The following is a 21677-nucleotide window of genomic DNA, read 5'->3' on the forward strand; positions in this document are numbered from 1 at the left end:
TGGCAACAACAAAGTTGATGGCGCTATCTCATTCTCTGGTGGTCTATCTGGTGAGCTAGGCATGCAACCAGGTAAGCAAGTAACAGTTGATACTATCGACGTAACGTCTGTTGGTGGTGCTCAAGAATCTGTAGCTGTTATCGATGCGGCACTTAAATATGTAGATAGCCACCGTTCTGAGCTTGGTGCTTTCCAAAACCGTTTCGACCACGCAATTAACAACTTAGACAACATCAACGAAAACGTTAATGCATCTAAGAGCCGTATCAAAGATACCGATTTCGCTAAAGAGACAACTCAGATGACTAAATCTCAGATCCTTTCTCAAGCTTCAAGCTCGATTCTTGCTCAAGCGAAGCAAGCTCCGAACTCGGCACTTAGCCTACTAGGTTAATCGGTTGAAAGGCCACATTGACCGTGTGCATTATTGTTCATCATCGTCAATGTTAGGCTTCCACAAATTAGCTCGTGGTGAGAGATGAGCGCTAAATAAACCCAGCTTCGGCTGGGTTTTTTATTGCCTGCGATTTGGTAACGGTAATTTTCGAGAGCAGGGGGGAAAGAAAAAGCGAGATTCCCTATCACGTTCGTTCCTCACAGTAAGGAATGAACGAGTCGGGAAATGATGATTTAATCGTTAATCGTTAATCGCTTATTGTATCGAAGTAGCCTTTCGTCATTCCAGAACTGAGTAGAGCGAGGTATCAGGAATCCTTTTTTATATCAATGTTCTGATGGATGTTGATACACATAGTGTTAATACCAATCGTAGTAAATAACTTATCACCCTAGCTTGTTAAAAAACTCGATAACGGCGAATAACTACTTATCGAAAAACCCTGCCTTGTTCTCAAGCATTTTTCCTGCGCTATTTCTGCTCACTTACTTACTGTGATTGGTACAAATCCGGCTTTAAAAGATGCCGTGAGATTAATCGAGCTACTTCACGTTTTTTTAATATTTAAAATAATACGAAAAAAAATGCATTTTTTATTAAAGCTTCTAGTTAAGGGGCCGTTAAAGGGATTGAGAGAAATGATATGTACCAATGTAAGGTGAGAGAGACACTGGTATATAAAACAGAAAAACATGTATTTTTGTGAGGTGAGAGTCACATAAGTGCATGAAAAAATGCCTAAAGGAGATCAATTATGGCGATTAATGTAAGCACAAATGTGTCTGCAATGACGGCTCAGCGCTACCTAAATAGCGCGGCTGAAGGTACTCAAAAATCAATGGAGCGCTTGTCTTCTGGCTATAAAATTAATAGCGCGAAAGATGATGCTGCAGGCCTACAAATCTCTAACCGCTTAACGTCGCAAAGCCGTGGCCTAGATATGGCTGTAAAAAACGCGAATGATGGTATCTCTATTGCACAGACTGCTGAAGGTGCAATGAATGAGTCAACCAATATCCTGCAACGAATGCGTGACCTTTCTCTTCAATCTTCAAATGGCTCAAACACGAGATCTGAACGTGTTGCTATCCAAGAAGAAGTATCGGCGTTAAACACTGAGCTTAACCGTATTGCTGAAACGACCTCTTTTGGTGGTAACAAGCTTTTGAACGGTACTTTTGGTAGCCAATCTTTCCAAATCGGTGCAGATTCTGGTGAAGCAGTAATGCTGACGATGAATAATATGCGTACTGACACTCAAGCTATGGGCGGTAAGAGCTATAGTGTTACCGAGGGTAAAGATACGTCTTGGCGTGTAGGAGCAAACTCTGCTCTAACGATGAAATACCAAGATCAGTTTGGTGATCTTCAAGAGTTGTCTATTTCTGCGAAAGAAGGCAACGACATGGAAGAGCTAGCAACGTATATTAATGGCCAAAGTCCAGACGTCCAAGCATCGGTAGGTGAAGGCGGTAAACTGCAACTGTTTGCTTCTAGCCAAAAAATTGAAGGTAATGTTGAATTTGGCGGCAGTCTGGCGGGCGAGCTAGGGATTGGTGCAGGTAAAGACGTTACTGTTAACGATATCGATGTAACATCGGTTGCTGGTGCTAACAACGCGGTATCTATTATTGATGGCGCTCTAAAATCAGTAGACAGTAACCGAGCATCTCTCGGTGCATTCCAAAACCGTTTTGATCACGCAATCAGCAACTTAGATAATATTAACGAAAACGTTAATGCGTCTAAGAGCCGTATCAAAGATACCGATTACGCAAAAGAAACAACGGCAATGACGAAGTCTCAAATCTTACAACAGGCGAGTACTTCTATTTTAGCTCAAGCAAAACAATCACCATCAGCAGCTCTAAGCTTGTTGGGCTAAACTTACTTCAGTAAGTAACGGTAAACTCTACTGTGGGTAGAGTTTTACTGTTAGGCTCATAAAGGTGGGAGGGAGAGTGTTATGGAAATATTATCTAACGCGTCGAACATCCAGCCTTATGGCTCACCTAATGGCACTAAATTTGCAAGCGATGAAGGTAGTAGTGCGTCGAGCACTTTACAACTAAAAGAAGCAACATCTCATGGCAAGGTAGAAAAATCGAAAGAGATGGCTACCGAAGCGGCGATTCAATTAGCTCAACATAGACAAGAGTTAAATGATCAGGAGCGTGTCAAGATGGTTGAGAAGGTCAATGAGTTTATATCTTCTCTTAACAAGGGTGTTGCCTTCAAGGTTGATGAAGAGACTGGGAGAGATGTGGTCACTATTTATGAGACCACAACAGGCGATATTATTCGCCAAATTCCCGACGAAGAAATGCTCGAAATTCTGAGGCGCCTAGCAGCCCAAACCTCGAATAGTGGAATATTGGAGGCTAAGGTTTAAGTCGTATTATTGAGGTGGTTTAATGAGTTTTGGCCCAATGGGGATTTCGTCTGGCATGGATATCAATTCCATGGTCAGCAAAATTGTTGATTCTGAGCGTGTGCCTAAACAGCAACAGATCGACAATGAACGAACGCGAATCGACACCAGCATTAGTGCCTATGGAAGACTCAGAGAATCCCTTGATTCGATGAAGGATCTGATGACAAGCTTTCGTCAGGATAAAGCTTTTGCTGTGCGAACAGTAGAAAGTACTGATGAAAATCTTGTTTCTGCTACCGCGACTACCGAAGCGATCGCTGGCAAATATGCCATCGATGTGTTGCAGCTTGCCCAGAGCCATAAAGTGGCTTCTGATGTTCTATCAGATGACATGAAATTTGGCCCTGGCAAGCTGCAGGTTTCGCTTGGTAGCGAGAGCTTCGAAACACAAGTTAGTGCTAACTCAAAACTGCGTGATGTTGTTAGAGGTATTAACAGCGCTGGGGATAATCCGGGTGTTCGAGCTTCTATCATTAATGATAAAGAAGGACCACGGTTAGTCCTCGCTTCAAATATGTCTGGTGAAGACAATCAAATAAAACTCCACGTTGACTCTGAAGATAACAACCCTCTAAAAAAATTAGAATATAAAACCCTATCGGAAAGACTGAAAGCCTTAGAAGATGCTCGCTCAGTAGCGCAAGGCGTCTTAGCTGATGCCCCTCCTAAATTGGATGCTGACGGTAACCCAATTCCTGACGGCTTTGCTGTTCCGCTGCGAGACGATGACGGAAATTCCATATTTGATGAAAACGGCAATCCTATTTTTGAAAGAAAATCGGAACCTGTCGTTGAACCTGAAGATCCTTTCGCTGAATTTGACCGTGATAATTTAACTTATGGCCAAGAAGCGGCAATGGCAGGTCAAAAGGCGCTAGATGCGTCCGCCTTAGCGGCTTCAGGGATGCCAGAAGATACGATCCCAGGCTGGAACAACACCGCTTCGGGCACATTACTCGATTCTTTTTTTAGGCCTGAACTCGAGCTTGACGAAAAAGCCATCGAGAAAGCCGCTGATATTCCGGGGTGGTCAAATACTGCCGCAGGTACTCTGACGGATTCTTATGTTACCCCCAAAGAAGCGCAGCAGAAGCTCGATGCCGAGAAAGCCAGAATAGAAAGTAAATTGGTTGAGGAACGTTCAGAGTTAGCGAAGAGAGTTGAGAAAGGTGAATTAACCCCGGAGCAGGCTCAGCAATTAGAGAGAGCTAGGTTATCTCCGGGGGAACGAACACATTTAGAGAAGGTTGATAAAGCTCAAGCTAATCTGGCTTTGGCTCAACAGTCTTTTGACCAATACAGCGGCATGACTGAAGTGCAAGCTGGACAAGATTCAATGGTCATTCTGGATGGTGTCGCTCAGCTTTCTAGCAATAATAATGTGATTGAAGATGCCGTTGAAGGTATTGATATTACGGTTAAAGGTAAAACGCCAAAAGATAAGCCGCCAGCAGAAATTGGTGTTGAGTACGACCGTAATCGTGTTCGTGAAGATATTGAAGCTTTTGTTAGCTCTTATAATCAGTTTTACCAAGTATCTAAAGGTTTGGCGAGTGTTGACCCTTTGACAGGTCAAAAAGGCCCTCTTTCTGGTGACAGTACAGTGCGTAACGCAGACTCGCGACTAAAAAGTGTGTTCTCTTCAAGCATTGAAGACGCGCCTGACAACCTTAAGTCTTTGACTGAATTTGGTATCACCACCACAAGACAAGGCTCGCTAGAAATCAACTACGACATGCTTGATCGTCAGCTTAACAATCACTTTGATAAGTTGGGTGAGTTCTTTGGCGGCAACAACGGTTTCGCCAAAAAAGTCGAAGATGCGATTCAAGGGATCACGGGTGTTACGGGCTCAATCCGCACGAGAGAAAAGAGCTTAGTCGAACAAAATTACCGTTTGGTTGATGATCAAAGCGCGCTTGACCGACGCATGGATAGCCTAGAGAGCCGTACGCACTCCAAGTTCACTGCGATGCAGGATGCGACCAGCAAGATGCAATCTCAGTTGGGCAGCATGATGAGTGCAATGGGCTAATAGATGAGCAAACTGCTTCAAGAGCTTTGTGAGCTCGATCAATTAATTATGTCTAAGCTCGAATATAGTGAAATTAATGCTGAAGAAATAGTGCATCTTGTCGATAACAGAGAACAGTTATTGCAAAACGTGCTTCAATTAATCGATTCATATCCCGACGTTAAGCAAAGCTCCGAGTGGTTTGAAGCCATTTCGAGAACAAGACAATTGGTCGAACTGATGCAGTCTGAGACTGGTCGAGTAGGTAAAAACTTACATAAATACCGACATGGTGCCAAATCAGTTCAACAATACAAAAAGTTTTTATAGAAGAGGTTTACTATGCGCGGTTCTTTACAGGCATATAAAAAGGTATCAGTGGATAGTCAGCTTACAGCTGCCTCACCGCATAAAATTGTTCAGATGCTAATGGCTGGTGCTATCGAGCGCTTAATTCAAGGTAAAGCGGCAATGCAAGCGGGCAACATCCCGGTGAAAGGTGAGCGACTGAGTAAGGCTCTAGATATCATTATTAGCCTGCGTAGTTGCCTATCGATGTCCGATGGTGGCGACATTGCGAAAAATCTAGATCAACTTTATGAGTTTATGATCACGCAAATTTCTGCTGCAAATCACAAAAATGATCCTCAGCCAATTGATGATGTTATCGATATTATCCGCGAAATTAAGAGCGCTTGGGACCAAATTCCGAATGAATATCACAATTTAACGTCTGCGGATGTTGGTATTTAAAGAAACATCCCAGTTTAAACCAATTGCATATCTCTGAATTGCTTGGTTGCCTTATTTTTATAATCAAATAAAATAGAAGCCATTAGATAGCCTAATGGCTTTTTTCGTTGCTGGTTTCCTAGATTTGTCCACGTAGATCATAATCATTGATATTTTCTCTGTTTTGTCTCTTACGTCGCTTACCAATTTCCGCATCGCACCAAAATAAAGGCAATAATTCCTACTTATGCAAGGTTTGGCAAAACTGCTTGTCGTCGATGATAACGCTCAAAATCGTCACAATTTAAGCACAATATTAGAGTTTGTAGGAGAGAGCTGCGAAGTAATCAGCTCTGAACAAGCACACAAAGTTGACTGGTCCCTACAGTGGGCTGGCTGCATCATTGGTTCAATTAAAGCCAAAGGCTTCGCATTACTGAATGAAAAGCTTGTTCATGTTAATCACATCCCTTTACTGGTGATTGGCAAAAACGATTACCCGGTTGAGGAACTTACTAACTTTGTTGGTGAACTCGAACTTCCTCTTAACTATCCGCAATTAAGTGATGCACTGAGACACTGTAAAGACTTCTTAGGCCGTAAAGGCGTTCAAATTTTACCTTCAGCGCGTAAGAACACGCTTTTTCGTAGTCTAGTTGGGCAGAGTGTTGGTATCCAAGAAGTTCGTCACTTGATTGAACAAGTCTCTTCTACTGAAGCAAACGTATTGATTCTTGGCGAGTCAGGCACGGGCAAAGAAGTTGTAGCACGTAATGTTCACTATCATTCTAAACGTCGTTCAGGACCTTTCGTTCCCGTAAACTGTGGCGCTATACCGCCAGACTTGCTCGAAAGTGAACTGTTTGGTCATGAGAAGGGCGCGTTTACTGGTGCAATTACCGCACGTAAAGGCCGTTTTGAGTTGGCTGAAGGTGGTACACTGTTTCTTGATGAAATTGGTGATATGCCAATGGCGATGCAAGTTAAGTTGCTTCGTGTTTTACAAGAACGCAGTTTTGAACGTGTAGGTGGCAATAGTACCATTCAAGCTGATGTTCGAGTGATTGCGGCAACACACCGCAATCTTGAAAACATGATCGAAGATGATTTGTTCCGTGAAGACCTTTACTATCGCTTGAACGTTTTCCCAATTGAAATGCCATCGCTTCAGGAGCGAAAAGAAGATGTTCCCCTATTGCTTCAGGAGTTGATGACCAGAATGGAAGCTGAAGGTGGCATGCCAATCTGTTTTACTCCCCGTGCAATCAACTCTTTGATGGAGCATTGCTGGCCGGGCAACGTACGTGAGTTAGCTAATTTAGTTGAGCGAATGGTTATTTTATATCCAAATAGCTTGGTTGATGTGAATCATCTACCAACTAAATATAGATACAGTGATATCCCAGAGTTTCAGCCAGAGTTTAATAATTTTGCATCAGAGGAAGAGCAAGAGCGAGATGCTCTTTCTGACTTGTTCTCAGAAGACTTCAGTTTTGAGCAGCACGATGAGCTTGCTGACAATGCGAACGCACCTCAAGATTTACCCGCTGAAGGGGTTAACTTGAAAGAACTACTCGCTGATATGGAAGTGAATATGATCAATCAAGCGTTGGAGGCTCAGGGCGGTATTGTTGCTCGCGCTGCTGACATGCTTGGAATGCGCAGAACCACTCTGGTCGAAAAAATGCGTAAATATAACTTGCAGCGTTAGTGCCTATTTTCGATGAAAACGAAAACTAGTACACACTTTAGCATTTTAGCATTTTAGCTTTTTGGCAACTTTAGCTAAACGAACAGATAAACCATAGTCGAGTTGTTGCTTGCTTAACTATGTGATAAATATAGCAAATAGCCTGACTTGTGTTGTACATGTCAGGCTGTTTTAGTATTTGAGGCAAATTTTTGACATGCACCTATCTAACGAACCAGAAAATCAATCACATCTAGATTCTGTTGAGCAACAGGTTGAGCGCTATAAGCAAGTGCTCGATGTTATGCCTGCGGGGGTCATCTTGTTAGATACACATGGTGAAGTGAGAGAAGCGAATCCTGAAGCACACCGTATTCTCGGGGTTGAGTTGGTTGGCGAGAAATGGTTTTCGGTAATACAAAATGCCTTTGAACCAAGGGACGATGATGGGCATGAGATCTCATTGAAGAATGGGCGAAAAGTGCGCTTAGCGATTTCAGCTTCGACTACAGGTCAGCTTATTTTGATTACAGACCTGACAGAAACTCGCTTACTTCAGTCTCGTGTGAGCGATCTTCAGCGTTTATCTTCACTCGGAAGAATGGTCGCTTCGCTTGCCCATCAGGTTCGCACGCCGCTTTCTAGTGCAATGCTGTATGCATCAAACCTTGCCGCGCCAAATTTGCCGCCGGCAACAAAAACGCGTTTTCAATCTAAGCTGATGGATAGGTTGCATGATTTAGAGAAACAAGTGAATGACATGCTGTTGTTTGCCAAAGGTGGCGACAACAAGGTGGTTAAGCCATTCACCATCGCGGAACTCATCATTGAGTTTCATCCTATGGTGGAGGCTGCGTTAAAAAGCAACCAGATTGATTATTGTCAGGAAGTTGAAGATGAAAAGACTCAAATGTTTGGCAACGCCAATGCTATCGCTTCTGCTTTAAGTAACCTAGTTTTGAACGCAGTTCAAATTGCTGGCAAGAAATCGCAGATTGATGTGTTTTTTAGACCCGTAAACGGTGAACTTAAGATATCAGTGCAAGACAGTGGCCCCGGAGTGCCTAAAGAACTACAAGGTAAGATTATGGAACCTTTCTTTACCACTCGTTCTCAAGGCACAGGTCTCGGTTTAGCGGTTGTACAAATGGTATGCCGAGCACATGAAGGTCGACTGGAATTGATATCAGAAGAGGGTGACGGCGCATGCTTTACCATGTGTCTACCGTTGGAAAGAAGCTCTTTTTCTGAAGACTAATAAGTTTTAACTGAATTTACACTGGAGAATCCTATGGCTCAAAGCAAAGTGTTAATCGTCGAAGATGATGAAGGTCTACGCGAAGCCCTTGTCGATACACTCGCGCTTGCTGGTTATGAATGGCTGGAAGCGGATTGTGCGGAAGATGCTCTGGTAAAATTGAAATCAAACTCTGTTGATATCGTGGTCTCTGATGTACAGATGGCCGGTATGGGCGGTTTAGCATTGCTAAGAAACATCAAGCAGCATTGGCCAAATCTTCCGGTTCTATTGATGACGGCCTATGCCAACATTGAAGATGCGGTCGCGGCAATGAAAGAAGGCGCTATCGATTACATGGCAAAGCCATTTGCGCCAGAAGTGCTGTTAAACATGGTGAGCCGTTACGCTCCCGTAAAGTCGGATGACAATGGCGATGCTATTGTTGCCGATGAGAAAAGTATCAAACTAATGATGCTGGCTGACAAGGTGGCTAAAACCGATGCCAACGTGATGGTGCTAGGGCCAAGTGGCTCTGGTAAAGAGGTCATGTCTCGTTATATTCATAACGCTTCGAGCCGTAAAGACGGTCCGTTTGTTGCGATTAACTGTGCCGCGATTCCAGACAATATGTTGGAAGCAACACTGTTTGGCTACGATAAAGGTGCGTTCACCGGTGCGATTCAAGCTTGTCCGGGTAAATTTGAGCAAGCTCAAGGCGGTACTATTTTGTTGGATGAGATCAGCGAAATGGATCTCAGCCTACAAGCGAAATTGCTGCGAGTGTTGCAAGAGCGCGAAGTTGAACGTCTTGGTAGCCGCAAGAGCATAAAATTGGATGTCCGTGTTCTAGCAACCAGTAACCGCGACCTAAAACAGTATGTTTCTGAAGGGAATTTCCGTGAAGATTTATACTACCGACTGAATGTATTTCCAATTACTTGGCCAGCGCTGTGTGAACGTAAAGGCGATATTGCGCCGCTTGCGAAACATTTGGTGGAACGTCATTGCACTAAACTAGGAATGCCTGTTCCTGTTCTGTCTGAGCAAGCCATTAGTAAACTCGTCAATTATCCGTGGCCGGGAAATGTACGTGAACTGGATAATGTCGTGCAGCGCGCTCTAATTTTGAGTGAGCAAGAAAATATTTCAGGCGAACATATTTTACTTGAAGGTGTTGATTGGCAAGACGCAACTGGACTACAACAGATCGTTGAAGGGAACAGTGTTGCAGCGCCAGAAATTAAGCCGATTGCTGAAGCGAATCCTATCAATAAAGTCGTGGCAGGTAGCGAAGGGCTTGGAAATGAACTTAGAGATCAAGAGTATGCGATCATTCTCGAAACATTGATTGCTTGTCATGGTCGACGTAAAGATATGGCTGAAAAGCTAGGCATTAGCCCTCGTACATTGCGTTATAAATTAGCGAAAATGCGTGATGCTGGAATAGATATTCCAAATTGAACATAAATTAGTAGTGTCAGCTTTCTGACTAGTGTATTACGATAGCTAGTCAAATTGATGCATGGCACGTTAATTGCTCTGTCAATAATAAAGCTAAATAGATAGTCATAATTTTGACTCCTGAGGTAGTAAATGAGAATAGATGGTTTACAAGGCGAAATGCAGGCAATGATGGTTGAAGCTGCCAGCACGCGTCCTGCTGCAACGGGCCAAGCGGTTGGTGCAGATTTTGGCAACATGCTGACTAATGCCATCAATAATGTGAACTCATTACAAAAGACCTCTGGTAATCTTCAAACTCGTTTTGACAGTGGCGATCAAAGCGTGTCTTTATCTGACGTGATGATTGCTCGTAATAAATCTAGTGTGGCTTTTGAAGCGACGATCCAAATTAGAAATAAATTGGTCGAATCGTACAAAGAGCTGATGAACATGCCGGTATAAGTTGGGTAGTAAATAGTGGCAGATAACAGTCAAACAACAGATTTAACCGTAAGCGATAGCAACGACCACGCACTTATTGCAAGCTCTGATCTAGATGGCGAAGGGCAAAATACCGATTTAGGTGAGCGCAGTTCATCTAAGTTCGATATGGCCGTCGGTGATCTCGATTTGCTTCGTCAAGTCGTCTTAGTTCTTTCTATCTCGATCTGTGTAGCGCTTATTGTAATGCTGTTTTTCTGGGTGAAAGAGCCAGAAATGCGTCCATTAGGGGCTTACGAAACAGAAGAGTTGATCCCGGTTCTTGATTATTTGGATACGCAGAAGATTGAGTACTCTCTTGAAGGGAACACCATCTCGGTACCAGCGAGTGAATATAACTCATTAAAGTTAAATATGGTTCGAGCGGGTTTGAACCAAGAGCGAAACACCGGTGATGATATCCTCATGCAAGACATGGGTTTTGGTGTATCACAACGTTTAGAGAAAGAGCGTCTTAAACTAAGTCGTGAAAGACAGCTTGCTAAAGCTATTGAACAGATGAAGCAGGTACGTAAAGCTCAAGTTTTACTTGCCTTACCTAAGCAAAGTGTCTTTGTTCGTCACAATCAAGAAGCCTCTGCCTCAGTATTCCTGACACTTAAAACGGGGACGAACCTCAAGCAGCAAGAAGTTGATTCTGTTGTGGACATGGTGGCTAGTGCCGTTCCGGGGATGAAAACTTCGCGAATTACGGTGACCGATCAGCATGGCCGACTTTTGAGCTCTGGCTCTCAGGATCCGATGTCAGCGGCACGCCGAAAAGAGCACGAGTTAGAGCGTAATCAAGAGCAAGCGCTACGTGAAAAAATTGACTCCATTTTGATTCCGATTCTTGGGTTTGGTAACTACACGGCTCAGGTTGATATTCAACTCGACTTTAGTGCTGTGGAACAAACAAGAAAGCGTTTTGATCCGAATACTCCAGCAACCCGAAGTGAATATACATTAGAAGACTACAATAACGGCAACGTTGTGGCTGGTATTCCAGGGGCTTTGAGTAACCAGCCTCCTGCTGATGCATCGATTCCCCAGGACGTGGCTCAGATGAAAGATGGTACGATGATGGGGCAAGGTTCGGTTCACAAAGAAGCGACCCGCAACTTTGAGCTGGACACGACCATTAGTCATGAGCGAAAACAGAGCGGCACGGTTAATCGTCAGACCGTATCCGTTGCAATCAAAGATCGCCAATCACTGAACCCTGATACAGGAGAAGTGGTTCACACCCCAATTCCAGCAAGCGAAATTAACGCGATACGTCAGGTATTGATTGGCACTGTGGGTTTTGATGAAAACCGCGGTGATTTACTCAATGTTTTAAGCATGCAATTTGCACCTCAAGTAACGGATATTGTTGCTGACGTACCAATTTGGGAGCACCAACACTTTAATGATTGGGTACGTTGGTTTGCGAGTGCGTTGGTTATTATTGTTGTCGTATTGGTGCTGGTTCGCCCTGCAATGAAAAAACTGCTTAACCCAGCAGCAGACGATGACGATCAAATGTACGGACCCGACGGCATGCCAATTGGTGCTGACGGCGAAACCAGTTTAATTGGTGGTGATATTGAAGGTGGTGAGTTATTTGAATTTGGTTCAAGTATCGACCTACCTAACCTTCACAAAGATGAGGACGTACTGAAAGCAGTACGTGCACTTGTAGCGAATGAACCAGAGCTAGCAGCTCAAGTAGTTAAGAATTGGGTGGCAGATGGCTAACGAAATTGTTCCACAACAAGCAGAAGGTGGTGAGCTTGATGTCGCAAGTGTCGATATCGAGTCTATCTCAGGCGAAGAGCGCGCTGCGATCTTGTTGCTAAGTTTAAGTGAAGAAGATGCTGCGGGTATCATTCGCCATCTAGAACCTAAACAGGTTCAGCGTGTTGGTAGTGCAATGGCACGTTCAACGGATTGGTCTCAAGAAAAAGTAGGTGCTGTGCACCGCGCTTTCTTAGATGATATTCAGAAGTACACCAACATCGGTATGGGCAGTGAAGACTTCATGCGGAATGCGTTGGTAGCTGCGCTGGGCGAAGATAAGGCGAATAACCTTGTCGATCAAATCCTGTTGGGTACAGGCTCTAAAGGTTTGGATTCTCTTAAGTGGATGGATCCTCGTCAGGTGGCAAGCATCATTATCAACGAGCACCCACAGATTCAAACGATCGTACTGTCTTACTTGGAATCGGATCAGTCTGCGGAGATCTTATCTCAATTCCCTGAGCGTGTTCGCCTTGATTTGATGATGCGTATTGCTAACCTTGAAGAAGTTCAACCTTCAGCTCTCGCTGAATTGAATGAAATCATGGAGAAACAGTTTGCGGGTCAAGCGGGTGCTCAAGCTGCCAAAATTGGTGGCCTGAAAGCCGCTGCTGAGATCATGAACTACATGGACAATAATGTAGAAGGCATCTTGATGGGGCAAATTCGAGATCAAGACGAAGACATGGCAACACAGATCCAAGATCTTATGTTTGTCTTTGAAAACCTTATTGAAGTTGATGACCAAGGTGTTCAGCGATTGCTGCGTGATGTTCCACAAGACGTTCTACAGAAAGCGCTTAAAGGTGCTGATGAAAGCCTACGTGAGAAGATCTTCAAGAATATGTCTACGCGTGCAGCTGATATGATGAGAGACGATATTGAGGCGATGCCGCCAGTTAAAGTCTCTGATGTAGAAGCGGCTCAGAAAGAGATCTTGGGTATTGCGAGGAAGATGGCAGACAGTGGCGAGATTATGCTGTCTGGTGGCGCCGACGAGTTCCTTTAATACAGAAACCTCAAGAGCCCCACATTGTTGGGGCTTTTCTTTATCCAACCTCAAACCACAGATTAACTACCGTGTAATTGCTTGAATCTACAACGCAGTTGGACGAACTCATAGATAGGTACTGATATGTCAGGTGATAGAAAACGCGGCTTCCTTCGCCCTGAAGAAGATAATACGGTTGCCCAACCTCAGAAATGGGGGCTGCCTGACTATACCTCTGATGTGAACAAACAAGCTAAAGAAACGGCTTTTAACTACGATCCTGGCTGGATGCCAACGGTTGAAGAAGCCATTGAAGACGAAGAGCTGGTTCTAACGGAAGAGCAAATCGACCTGATCAAGCAGGGCGCTTATCAAGAAGGGTTGCACCAAGGTCAAGAAGCCGGCTTCAAACAAGGCTATGAAAAAGGCAAAGAAGAAGGGTTTGCCGCAGGTCACGAAGAGGGCAACGAAGCCGGCAAACTGGAAGGCGTTACTGCTGGTCAAGAGTACATTCAGCAGCAAGTCGCCATCTTTATGGGGCTAGCCAACCAGTTCGCTCAGCCATTAGAGCTGATGAATGCTCAGGTAGAGAAGCAACTGGTGGACATGGTGCTGACTATGGTCAAAGAAGTGGTTCATGTTGAAGTGCAAACCAACCCACAAATCATACTAGATACCGTGAAAGAATCGGTAGAGTCATTGCCAATCTCAGGTCACGCGATCACATTGAAGCTAAACCCTGAAGACGTTGCAATAATACGCTCAGCGTATGGCGAAACGGAATTGGACTCTCGTAATTGGACGTTGGTATCAGAGCCTGCACTCAATCGCGGCGACGTACAAATTGAAGCGGGTGAATCGAGTGTTAACTACCGCATGGAAGAGCGCGTGAAGAACGTCATTCAAAGCTTCTGTGGTGTAAATCGTCATCAAGGTCATGAGTAATGCTTGAGTTAGCGAACCGTCTTAGCCAATACAAAGTCGAGGGGCTAAAGTCACGACCAATTGCTTCAGGCAAACTAGTTCGTGTTGTTGGACTAACGCTTGAAGCGACCGGCTGCAAAGCGCCAATTGGCAGCTTATGCTTAGTAGAGACCATGTCTGGTCAGATGGAAGCCGAAGTGGTTGGCTTTTCTGGCGATAACCTGTTTTTGATGCCCAGTGAACAAATTACTGGGATCTTACCTGGCGCTCGCGTGACACCGATGACGTCGGAAAGCGGTATCCCTGTTGGAATGGAGTTGCTTGGTCGTGTTATCGATGGCGTAGGTAATCCGCTCGACGGTTTAGGTCCAATCTATACCGAGCAACGCGCTTCCTTTAATGCTGAGCCAATCAATCCTTTAGCTCGTAAACCTATCTCTGAGCCACTTGATGTTGGCTTAAAAGCGATTAATGGCTTACTAACGGTGGGCAAAGGGCAGCGTATCGGCCTGTTTGCGGGTTCCGGTGTGGGTAAGTCGGTTACGCTTGGGATGATGACTCGTGGTACAACCGCGCAAGTGGTAGTGGTGGGGTTGATTGGTGAGCGTGGACGAGAAGTAAAAGAATTTATTGAAGAGATCCTTGGCGAAGATGGTCGTAAGCGTTCTGTTGTGGTCGCCGCTCCTGCGGATTCGTCTCCATTGATGCGTTTAAAAGGCTGTCAAACCGCACTGGCTGTAGCCGAGTATTTCCGAGACCAAGGTCTAGATGTTTTACTACTGATGGACTCATTGACTCGTTTCGCTCAGGCGCAGCGTGAAATCGCTCTGTCTGTGGGTGAGCCGCCAGCAACCAAAGGCTATCCGCCGTCTGTGTTTGCCAAGCTTCCTGCACTGGTGGAGCGAGCAGGTAATGGTAACGATGAACAAGGTTCTATCACTGCTTTCTTTACCGTCTTAACAGAAGGTGATGATTTACAAGACCCTATTGCCGATGCATCGCGAGCGATTCTTGATGGTCACATTGTTTTATCTCGTGAGATGGCTGATGCTGGCCACTATCCCGCGATTGATGTTGAGAAATCCGTCAGTCGTGTTATGCCTCAAATCACCACCGAAGAACATGTCTTGATGTCGAAAGCCGTTAGACAAGTACTGTCTATATGCCGGAAAAATCAAGATTTGGTCTCGATTGGTGCTTACAAGCCGGGAACAGACCCTGCAATCGACAGTGCTTTCACTTTGAAACCGAGGTTGGACGAGTACTTACAACAGAAAATGAAAGAAACGGTTCCCTATGACATGTGCGTCAACATGTTAAAGCATGTGTTAGGCGGTTAGGTCGTGTTGAATAAGGTCAATCATGGATAACGCGTTAGAATTTCTTCTCGATCAAGCGAAAGACCAAGAGAACCAAGCTGTATTGGCGCTGAATCAAGCGAATGTCGAGCTGCAGGGTTACTACGAACAGGTCGAACAGATTGAAAAATATCGACTTGATTACTGCCAGCAACTTGTTGACCGAGGTAAGGCAGGATTAACGGCTAGCCAATATGGTCACTTAAACCGTTTCTTAACGCAATTAGATGAAACGCTCTCTAAGCAGAGAGAAGCGGAGCATCACTTTAAAAATCAGGTCGATAACTGCCAAAACTATTGGATGGAGTTACGAAAAAAGCGTAAATCCTACGAGTGGTTGATGGAGAAAAAGCAGAAAGAAAAAGCAAAGCTGCAAGATCAAAGAGAGCAAAAGCAAATGGATGAGTTCTCGACTCTGTTATATAGCCGAAAGAAGATTTGAACCTAATTCACGAATGACGCAAGTGTTGCTCTTCAGATGGCAAACTTAAAACTTATAGGCATGTTTCTTGCTCTGTTTTATATCAAATTGCGAGTTATGCTCATCAAAAGCATAAAAAGCACCCGACTTTCTTTTTGTTGTCTGATTCATGGCAGCAAAGCTAGTAGATAGAGCTTGTATATATGAATGTTAGTCTTTCCTCAAATTCAGCGACCAACAAAACGTCATCGTTGTTGGACTCCGGTTCTGCCTCTTCAAAGGTAGAAGAAACTGGAGACTCTAAAGGTTTCTTTGAGTCTTTCAAAGAAGCACTAGGCTTTGAAGAAAGTGACAGTAAAGTCGCAGCAAAAGACACAGAAAGCACCGCGAAACCTGATGCTAAACAGGCCTCTACCGAAGGTGAAGCGTCAGCCGAAGCGAACAAAGGTGATTCAGCTGAATCAAAGGCTACTGACGAAGTGAACGAAGCGCAAAGCAAGCAAGCCGCTTCAGAAGTAGAAGGCGAGAAAGCAGCTGAGGAAACATCTGCAGAGGCTGCATCTGGATCTAAGGCTAAGCTCAAAGCCAATTCGGGTACTGATAGCACTGTCGCTGATAAAACTGTCGCAGATAAGGCGGATGGTAAAGATGCGCAGGTTACGACGAATGATTCTAAAGAGCAGGTTGCTCAATCCCAAACTCAGGGTACATCAGCTGTAGATGGCTCTACGCAAGCATCGCAAGCTAATGCAGCGATGAATGAAGGCAATAAATTGCTTGGTCAATTGGATGAGGCAAACAAAACTCTAAATCAAGCGCCAAACGGCAAAGGCTTGCCTCAGCAAGGTCAGGTAGATAAAGCCCCAGGTAATATCCCCGGAGCTTCAGTTGCAGTCGCTTCCATTACGGATGAGGCGACACAACAAACGAATGCAGCAACCCAAGAGAATAGTCTTGAGGTGGATTCTGAAATCGCTGTTCTTACCGGAGGTAAGGGTGTGTCTCAGCTGACTGATGATGAAATCCGACAGTTGATGGATAAAGGCGTCACTTCAGAACAAATTGAAGCCAGTATGAACCGAGAGCTGAGTCAAAAGAATGCGGCTAGCGCCGCGGTGGCCGAACAGAGCCAAGCGCTCTCAGCTGCGGATATTGAACTAGCCAAGCAGGTTGATGCCCATACCAAAGCACTAAAACAATTGAATGGACAAATCGAATCAGAACAGTCTGTTATCGATAGCTTGCTTAAGAAGCAACAAAGTGGTGCTAAGTTGACGGTTGATGAGCAAGCCGCTTTGGCTAAAGCGACCTCTAACTTAGACCTGTTGAATCAACAGCTCACTAACGTTCAACAACAAGCAACGGCTTTGCTAAATCAAGCTCCGGCTGTGAACAGCGCGTCTGGTGAACCCGCAGCTATTGATTGGGATAATACGGATTCAAGCGAAACTAAAGCTTTAGCTGCGGCATCAACAGCAGCTGTAGCGACGGCTGCACAACAAGTGTCAGCGCAGGCCGCTTCTCAATCAACAAACAATGCTCTTACGGATAAGGCAGCAATGCTGCACGCCAACAATGCACATGCAGCCGCTCAACAAGCTAATGTTGCTTCACCTCAGCAGCAAGCAACGTTGGATCCAGCTTTAACCGCGCAAGGGATCGCGATGAATGCAGTACCAGTCACTACAAAAGCAGGCTCTACTGATGCGCTTCTTAAAGCGGGCGCAGGTGCCGCGGCATTGTCTGGTTTGGGGAAAGCCGGTGCTAAAGAAGATTCTAAAGATTCGACCTTTGCTCAGCAGATAGCCTCGGCCGCTGGCGCACAAGGTACAGCTACGGTGGGTTCAGCACCTACGCGAGCTGAAATTCAAGCGGCTCAACAGGCACCTTTGCAACTCACTAAAGAGTTAGCGAACGACCAGGTGGCGGAAAAAGTCCAAATGATGATGTCTAAGAATCTCAAGAACTTAGATATCCGTCTTGACCCACCAGAGTTGGGGCAGATGAAAATTCGCATGACCATGAATAATGACGTGGCGAACGTGCACTTTACTGTCGGTAGCCAACAAGCGAGAGAGGTTATTGAACAAACCTTACCTCGTTTGAGGGAGATGCTCGCTCAGCAAGGGATGCAGCTTGCTGAGTCTTCAGTTCAGCAGCAGAATACTGGTCAGGGGCAAGACAGGTACAATAATGGTGAGCAACAATCAGGCTCTAACCGTATAAATGATGGTCAAGGTGATGAAAACCTTGATAGCAACAGCAATCTTGAATTGAATGTCACGTCAAAGCGTGATGGAATTAGTTATTATGCCTAGTATCAGGCTAAAACACTTAGCTAATAGAAAGAACCGTTAGCTTATAGAAGAACAGTTAGTTAATAGAAAGTACAGTTAGTTAATAGAAGAACAGGAAGTTAGAGCTGAATATGGCAGAAGAACAAGAAACACCGAAAGGAAAGAGTAAGCTCCTTATTATCGCTATCGCGGTTGTTGTGCTGTTACTTGGAGGTGGTGGTGCCGCATTTTTCTTAATGGGTTCCGATGATAAGGCTGAGGGTGCTGGGTCGTCAGCTGAGGTTAAACTCATGGGTGCCGATCCAGTGGTCTATGTTAATGTGCCTCAAGCTTTCTTATTTAACGTTACGGGCGATAAGAAAGATCGCTTAGTTCAGATAAAAGTACAGCTGATGGTACGTGGTATGAAGAATGAAGTTCTCGCTCGATACCACTCTCCACTTGTTGAAAGCGCACTACTTGCTACATTCGCTTCGGCGACGGTCGATCAATTACGATCTCCTGCCGGCAGAGTTGAACTGCGGAACAAGGCGACTGAAGATATTAAAGCAAGCTTAACTCAAGCTGTTGGCCAGCCGGTAATTGAAAAAGTGTTATTCACTGACTTTGTAATTCAATAGGTAATATGTGACCGATTTATTAAGCCAAGACGAAATTGATGCGCTATTACATGGCGTTGATGATGTGGAAGACGTTGAAGATGTCTTAGAAACCGAAAGTGACAATACGGTCAATTTTGATTTCTCATCACAAGATCGAATCGTTCGTGGTCGAATGCCGACCCTTGAACTTATTAACGAGCGTTTCGCACGCCATATGCGTATTAGCTTGTTTAATATGTTGCGTAAGACGGCTGAAGTGTCGATCAACGGCGTACAGATGATGAAATTTGGTGAGTACCAGAACACACTCTATGTACCCACAAGTTTAAACATGGTTCGCTTCCGCCCGTTAAAAGGTACTGCGCTAATCACGATGGAAGCTCGGCTAGTTTTCATTCTCGTAGAGAACTTTTTTGGTGGTGATGGTCGTTTTCACGCCAAGATTGAAGGTCGCGAATTTACACCAACAGAAAGACGAATTATTCAGTTACTACTGAAAATTGTTTTTGAAGATTACAAAGAAGCTTGGTCTCCCGTGATGGGCGTTGAGTTTGAATACTTGGACTCTGAAGTAAACCCAAGTATGGCTAACATTGTGAGTCCAACCGAAGTGATTGTTGTGAGTTCATTTCACATTGAAGTCGATGGCGGCGGCGGTGATTTCCATGTGGTTATGCCTTACTCAATGGTTGAGCCGATTCGTGAACTGCTGGATGCTGGTGTCCAATCAGATAAAATGGAAACCGACGTTCGTTGGAGTTCAGCATTGCGTGATGAAATCATGGATGTGCCAGTCAACTTCCGTGTCAATTTGCTCGAGCAAGATATCTCTTTGCGTGATTTGATGGAACTTCGTCCTGGGGATGTTATCCCGATGAATATGCCTGAGCATGCAACCATGTTTGTTGAAGAACTGCCGACCTATCGTGTTAAAATGGGCCGTTCCGGAGAGAAGCTCGCGGTACAGATTTCTGAAAAAATTGAAAGACCTCATGTGGTCAAAACCGATCTCGCCTTTCTTGGCAAAGACTTAATGTCTGAGTTGGAAAATAGCGAAGATGAAGAATAGCAAAGTAAATAAAAGTATAGGAATTGGTAATGGAACCTAGTGAAGATCAAAAGCTAGCAGACGAATGGGCTGCAGCACTTGGTGAAGACCCTTCAGCACCGTCAATCGATGTTGATGATGTTCTCGCGGCACCACTTGATGAGTTAACCGACTCATCGTCTCCAATTTCAGAAGATGAGCGTCGTAAGCTGGATACCATTATGGATATCCCAGTGACTATCTCAATGGAAGTCGGCCGCTCTCAAATTAGTATCCGTAACTTACTTCAATTGAACCAAGGTTCGGTTGTTGAGCTAGATAGAATTGCTGGTGAGTCACTTGACGTGATGGTTAACGGCACTCTGATTGCTCATGGAGAAGTGGTTGTGGTGAATGACAAATTTGGTATTCGTTTGACAGACGTTATTAGTCAAACAGAACGAATTAAGAAGTTGCGTTAATGGGCTTCTTGTCTCAAAGACTGGCGGGCTCTTCTCTCGGAATGACAGGTTTGTCTCGTAGAGTCTTGGGAGTAGGGCTACTTGCTACTCCTTCTATTGCCTTTGCTGCAACGCCTCCTTCTCTCGATTTAGCGACCACCTTTGGGTCGCTAATTTTCGTTATAGCCTTCATTTTATTTATTGCTTGGCTACTGAAGCGAATGCAAGTGCCTGCGATGTCGAATCAACAAGGTTTGGCTATTATTAGGCAAATTCCGGTAGGCACAAAAGAACGTATCGCTATTGTACAAGCGGGTGATGAACAGTTCTTGGTAGGCATTACCACACAATCGATTCAGCTGATCTCTAAGCTCGATAAACCTCTTACTCAGGAGATGCTGGAAAAAAGTACATTTTCAAGTCAGCTTTCCCAGCTAATAAAAAAAGATGCAAACAAGTAACGGATTTTTGAATCCATTTTACTTTTGCCATGCCGGATTTTTCCGTACGGTGAAAGTGTGGTTGGTTCAGCTCATCATATTCTGCTCTCTCGTATTTAGCGTGTCAGTATTTGCACAGGTTGAAGATGGCACTGTCATTCCTGCGAATACCGCTGGATCTGAGTCGGTCACCATCAGTACGATGCAGCAAGATCAAGCCAAATCGAAGACTATGACCACTGGTAGCTTAACCGGTAATGGTGGCGGCATAGCGGCATTTACCATGACCACCAATGCCAATGGCGGTGAAGACTACTCGATTAACCTGCAAATTCTTGCGTTAATGACCATGCTTGGCTTCTTGCCGGCGATGGTTATTTTGATGACATCGTTCACCCGCATTGTGGTTGTGATGTCTATTTTGCGTCAGGCAATGGGTCTCCAACAAACACCTTCAAACCAAGTGATTATTGGCATTGCGATATTTCTGACCTTCTTCATCATGTCGCCAGTAATCAGTCAGGTCAATGAACAAGCTGTTCAGCCTTATTTGAATGAACAGATATCAGCGCGACAGGCGTTTGATGTTGCCCAAGGGCCGATCAAGTCTTTTATGCTTAAACAAACTCGAATCAAAGATCTTGAAACTTTTGTTGAGATATCCGGTGCACAAGTAACCAACCCCGAAGATGTTTCAATGGCGGTTCTGATTCCTGCGTTTATCACGTCTGAATTGAAAACAGCTTTCCAGATAGGCTTTATGTTGTTCTTGCCGTTCCTAATTATCGACTTGGTGGTGGCATCAGTTTTGATGGCCATGGGTATGATGATGTTGTCACCAATGATTGTATCGTTGCCGTTTAAGTTGATGTTGTTCGTCCTTGTTGATGGTTGGAATTTGATACTCTCCACACTCGCCGGCAGTTTTGCCTTGTAGCTGGGGG

21 protein-coding genes are annotated in these 21677 nt (G+C 44.6%); all 21 read left to right on the forward strand.

Going from position 1 to position 21677, the window contains the following annotated elements; all coding sequences use genetic code 11:
* Window positions 1–394: flagellin (locus tag AB6C75_RS03950; protein WP_372106995.1), on the forward strand; the 394-nt coding region annotated here is incomplete at its 5' end.
* A 757-nt stretch (window positions 395–1151) separates the two neighbouring features.
* Window positions 1152–2282 carry a flagellin gene (locus tag AB6C75_RS03955; RefSeq protein WP_017101959.1) on the forward strand — a complete coding sequence of 377 codons (1131 nt, stop codon included), beginning with the start codon at window positions 1152–1154 and terminating at the stop codon, window positions 2280–2282.
* An 81-nt stretch (window positions 2283–2363) separates the two neighbouring features.
* Window positions 2364–2789: a flagellar protein FlaG gene (flaG, locus tag AB6C75_RS03960; protein WP_017101960.1), complete on the forward strand. Its 426-nt coding sequence runs from the start codon at window positions 2364–2366 to the stop codon at window positions 2787–2789.
* 70 nt (window positions 2790–2859) lie between these two features.
* On the forward strand, window positions 2860–4866 hold the full coding sequence (gene fliD / locus AB6C75_RS03965) for a flagellar filament capping protein FliD (protein WP_372107033.1): 2007 nt from the start codon (window positions 2860–2862) through the stop codon (window positions 4864–4866).
* 3 nt (window positions 4867–4869) lie between these two features.
* A complete protein-coding gene (locus AB6C75_RS03970) occupies window positions 4870–5175 on the forward strand; it encodes a flagellar protein FliT (RefSeq protein ID WP_017101962.1) in 306 nt (101 codons plus the stop codon).
* A 12-nt stretch (window positions 5176–5187) separates the two neighbouring features.
* A complete protein-coding gene (fliS, locus tag AB6C75_RS03975; protein WP_009848558.1) occupies window positions 5188–5598 on the forward strand; it encodes a flagellar export chaperone FliS in 411 nt (136 codons plus the stop codon).
* Window positions 5599–5824: 226 nt separating this feature from the next.
* On the forward strand, window positions 5825–7288 hold the full coding sequence (locus tag AB6C75_RS03980) for a sigma-54 dependent transcriptional regulator (protein WP_012603437.1): 1464 nt from the start codon (window positions 5825–5827) through the stop codon (window positions 7286–7288).
* A 196-nt stretch (window positions 7289–7484) separates the two neighbouring features.
* Window positions 7485–8525, forward strand: a complete 1041-nt coding sequence (locus AB6C75_RS03985; RefSeq protein WP_372106997.1) for a PAS domain-containing sensor histidine kinase — start codon at window positions 7485–7487, stop codon at window positions 8523–8525.
* A 33-nt stretch (window positions 8526–8558) separates the two neighbouring features.
* Window positions 8559–9968: a sigma-54 dependent transcriptional regulator gene (locus tag AB6C75_RS03990; protein WP_009848555.1), complete on the forward strand. Its 1410-nt coding sequence runs from the start codon at window positions 8559–8561 to the stop codon at window positions 9966–9968.
* Between the two features lie 132 nt (window positions 9969–10100).
* The gene (fliE, locus tag AB6C75_RS03995) at window positions 10101–10412 is read left to right on the forward strand and encodes a flagellar hook-basal body complex protein FliE (RefSeq protein WP_009848554.1); all 312 of its coding nucleotides are present in this window, start codon (window positions 10101–10103) and stop codon (window positions 10410–10412) included.
* A gap of 15 nt (window positions 10413–10427) precedes the next feature.
* Complete coding sequence (gene fliF, locus AB6C75_RS04000) at window positions 10428–12170, forward strand: flagellar basal-body MS-ring/collar protein FliF (RefSeq protein ID WP_017099171.1); 1743 nt, start codon at window positions 10428–10430, stop codon at window positions 12168–12170.
* On the forward strand, window positions 12163–13221 hold the full coding sequence (gene fliG / locus AB6C75_RS04005) for a flagellar motor switch protein FliG (RefSeq protein WP_012603439.1): 1059 nt from the start codon (window positions 12163–12165) through the stop codon (window positions 13219–13221). Before fliF ends, fliG begins: the two co-directional genes overlap by 8 nt.
* 126 nt (window positions 13222–13347) lie before the next feature.
* On the forward strand, window positions 13348–14148 hold the full coding sequence (gene fliH / locus AB6C75_RS04010) for a flagellar assembly protein FliH (RefSeq protein WP_017101963.1): 801 nt from the start codon (window positions 13348–13350) through the stop codon (window positions 14146–14148).
* On the forward strand, window positions 14148–15467 hold the full coding sequence (fliI, locus tag AB6C75_RS04015; RefSeq protein ID WP_009848550.1) for a flagellar protein export ATPase FliI: 1320 nt from the start codon (window positions 14148–14150) through the stop codon (window positions 15465–15467). The genes fliH and fliI overlap by 1 nt, the downstream gene beginning before the upstream one ends.
* Before the next feature lie 22 nt (window positions 15468–15489).
* Window positions 15490–15927 carry a flagellar export protein FliJ gene (gene fliJ / locus AB6C75_RS04020; protein ID WP_009848549.1) on the forward strand — a complete coding sequence of 146 codons (438 nt, stop codon included), beginning with the start codon at window positions 15490–15492 and terminating at the stop codon, window positions 15925–15927.
* Between the two features lie 182 nt (window positions 15928–16109).
* Window positions 16110–18224 (forward strand): flagellar hook-length control protein FliK, encoded by a 2115-nt coding sequence (locus AB6C75_RS04025; RefSeq protein ID WP_372106999.1) that lies wholly within the window; start codon window positions 16110–16112, stop codon window positions 18222–18224.
* A 110-nt stretch (window positions 18225–18334) separates the two neighbouring features.
* The gene (gene fliL, locus AB6C75_RS04030; RefSeq protein ID WP_372107000.1) at window positions 18335–18823 is read left to right on the forward strand and encodes a flagellar basal body-associated protein FliL; all 489 of its coding nucleotides are present in this window, start codon (window positions 18335–18337) and stop codon (window positions 18821–18823) included.
* 7 nt (window positions 18824–18830) lie between these two features.
* On the forward strand, window positions 18831–19874 hold the full coding sequence (fliM, locus tag AB6C75_RS04035; RefSeq protein WP_009848546.1) for a flagellar motor switch protein FliM: 1044 nt from the start codon (window positions 18831–18833) through the stop codon (window positions 19872–19874).
* 29 nt (window positions 19875–19903) lie between these two features.
* Window positions 19904–20314, forward strand: coding sequence for a flagellar motor switch protein FliN (gene fliN, locus AB6C75_RS04040; RefSeq protein WP_004739851.1), 411 nt, complete (start codon window positions 19904–19906; stop codon window positions 20312–20314).
* Complete coding sequence (gene fliO, locus AB6C75_RS04045; protein WP_009848545.1) at window positions 20314–20754, forward strand: flagellar biosynthetic protein FliO; 441 nt, start codon at window positions 20314–20316, stop codon at window positions 20752–20754. The genes fliN and fliO overlap by 1 nt, the downstream gene beginning before the upstream one ends.
* Complete coding sequence (gene fliP / locus AB6C75_RS04050; protein WP_372107002.1) at window positions 20741–21670, forward strand: flagellar type III secretion system pore protein FliP; 930 nt, start codon at window positions 20741–20743, stop codon at window positions 21668–21670. The genes fliO and fliP overlap by 14 nt, the downstream gene beginning before the upstream one ends.
* The last annotated feature ends 7 nt before the right edge of the window (window positions 21671–21677 follow it).

Source organism: Vibrio sp. 10N.237.312.B06, from assembly GCF_041464685.1.
In the GTDB taxonomy this organism is placed as follows: domain Bacteria; phylum Pseudomonadota; class Gammaproteobacteria; order Enterobacterales; family Vibrionaceae; genus Vibrio; species Vibrio tasmaniensis_A.

What these genes read in the sequence shown, in the direction of transcription:
- AB6C75_RS03955 (WP_017101959.1), top strand. Translation starts at nt 1,152, where the DNA reads ATGGCGATTAATGTAAGCACAAATGTGTCTGCAATGACGGCTCAGCGC.
- flaG (WP_017101960.1), top strand. Translation starts at nt 2,364, where the DNA reads ATGGAAATATTATCTAACGCGTCGAACATCCAGCCTTATGGCTCACCT.
- fliD (WP_372107033.1), top strand. Translation starts at nt 2,860, where the DNA reads ATGGTCAGCAAAATTGTTGATTCTGAGCGTGTGCCTAAACAGCAACAG.
- AB6C75_RS03970 (WP_017101962.1), top strand. Translation starts at nt 4,870, where the DNA reads ATGAGCAAACTGCTTCAAGAGCTTTGTGAGCTCGATCAATTAATTATG.
- fliS (WP_009848558.1), top strand. Translation starts at nt 5,188, where the DNA reads ATGCGCGGTTCTTTACAGGCATATAAAAAGGTATCAGTGGATAGTCAG.
- AB6C75_RS03980 (WP_012603437.1), top strand. Translation starts at nt 5,825, where the DNA reads ATGCAAGGTTTGGCAAAACTGCTTGTCGTCGATGATAACGCTCAAAAT.
- AB6C75_RS03985 (WP_372106997.1), top strand. Translation starts at nt 7,485, where the DNA reads ATGCACCTATCTAACGAACCAGAAAATCAATCACATCTAGATTCTGTT.
- AB6C75_RS03990 (WP_009848555.1), top strand. Translation starts at nt 8,559, where the DNA reads ATGGCTCAAAGCAAAGTGTTAATCGTCGAAGATGATGAAGGTCTACGC.
- fliE (WP_009848554.1), top strand. Translation starts at nt 10,101, where the DNA reads ATGAGAATAGATGGTTTACAAGGCGAAATGCAGGCAATGATGGTTGAA.
- fliG (WP_012603439.1), top strand. Translation starts at nt 12,163, where the DNA reads ATGGCTAACGAAATTGTTCCACAACAAGCAGAAGGTGGTGAGCTTGAT.
- fliH (WP_017101963.1), top strand. Translation starts at nt 13,348, where the DNA reads ATGTCAGGTGATAGAAAACGCGGCTTCCTTCGCCCTGAAGAAGATAAT.
- fliI (WP_009848550.1), top strand. Translation starts at nt 14,148, where the DNA reads ATGCTTGAGTTAGCGAACCGTCTTAGCCAATACAAAGTCGAGGGGCTA.
- fliJ (WP_009848549.1), top strand. Translation starts at nt 15,490, where the DNA reads ATGGATAACGCGTTAGAATTTCTTCTCGATCAAGCGAAAGACCAAGAG.
- AB6C75_RS04025 (WP_372106999.1), top strand. Translation starts at nt 16,110, where the DNA reads ATGAATGTTAGTCTTTCCTCAAATTCAGCGACCAACAAAACGTCATCG.
- fliL (WP_372107000.1), top strand. Translation starts at nt 18,335, where the DNA reads ATGGCAGAAGAACAAGAAACACCGAAAGGAAAGAGTAAGCTCCTTATT.
- fliN (WP_004739851.1), top strand. Translation starts at nt 19,904, where the DNA reads ATGGAACCTAGTGAAGATCAAAAGCTAGCAGACGAATGGGCTGCAGCA.
- fliO (WP_009848545.1), top strand. Translation starts at nt 20,314, where the DNA reads ATGGGCTTCTTGTCTCAAAGACTGGCGGGCTCTTCTCTCGGAATGACA.
- fliP (WP_372107002.1), top strand. Translation starts at nt 20,741, where the DNA reads ATGCAAACAAGTAACGGATTTTTGAATCCATTTTACTTTTGCCATGCC.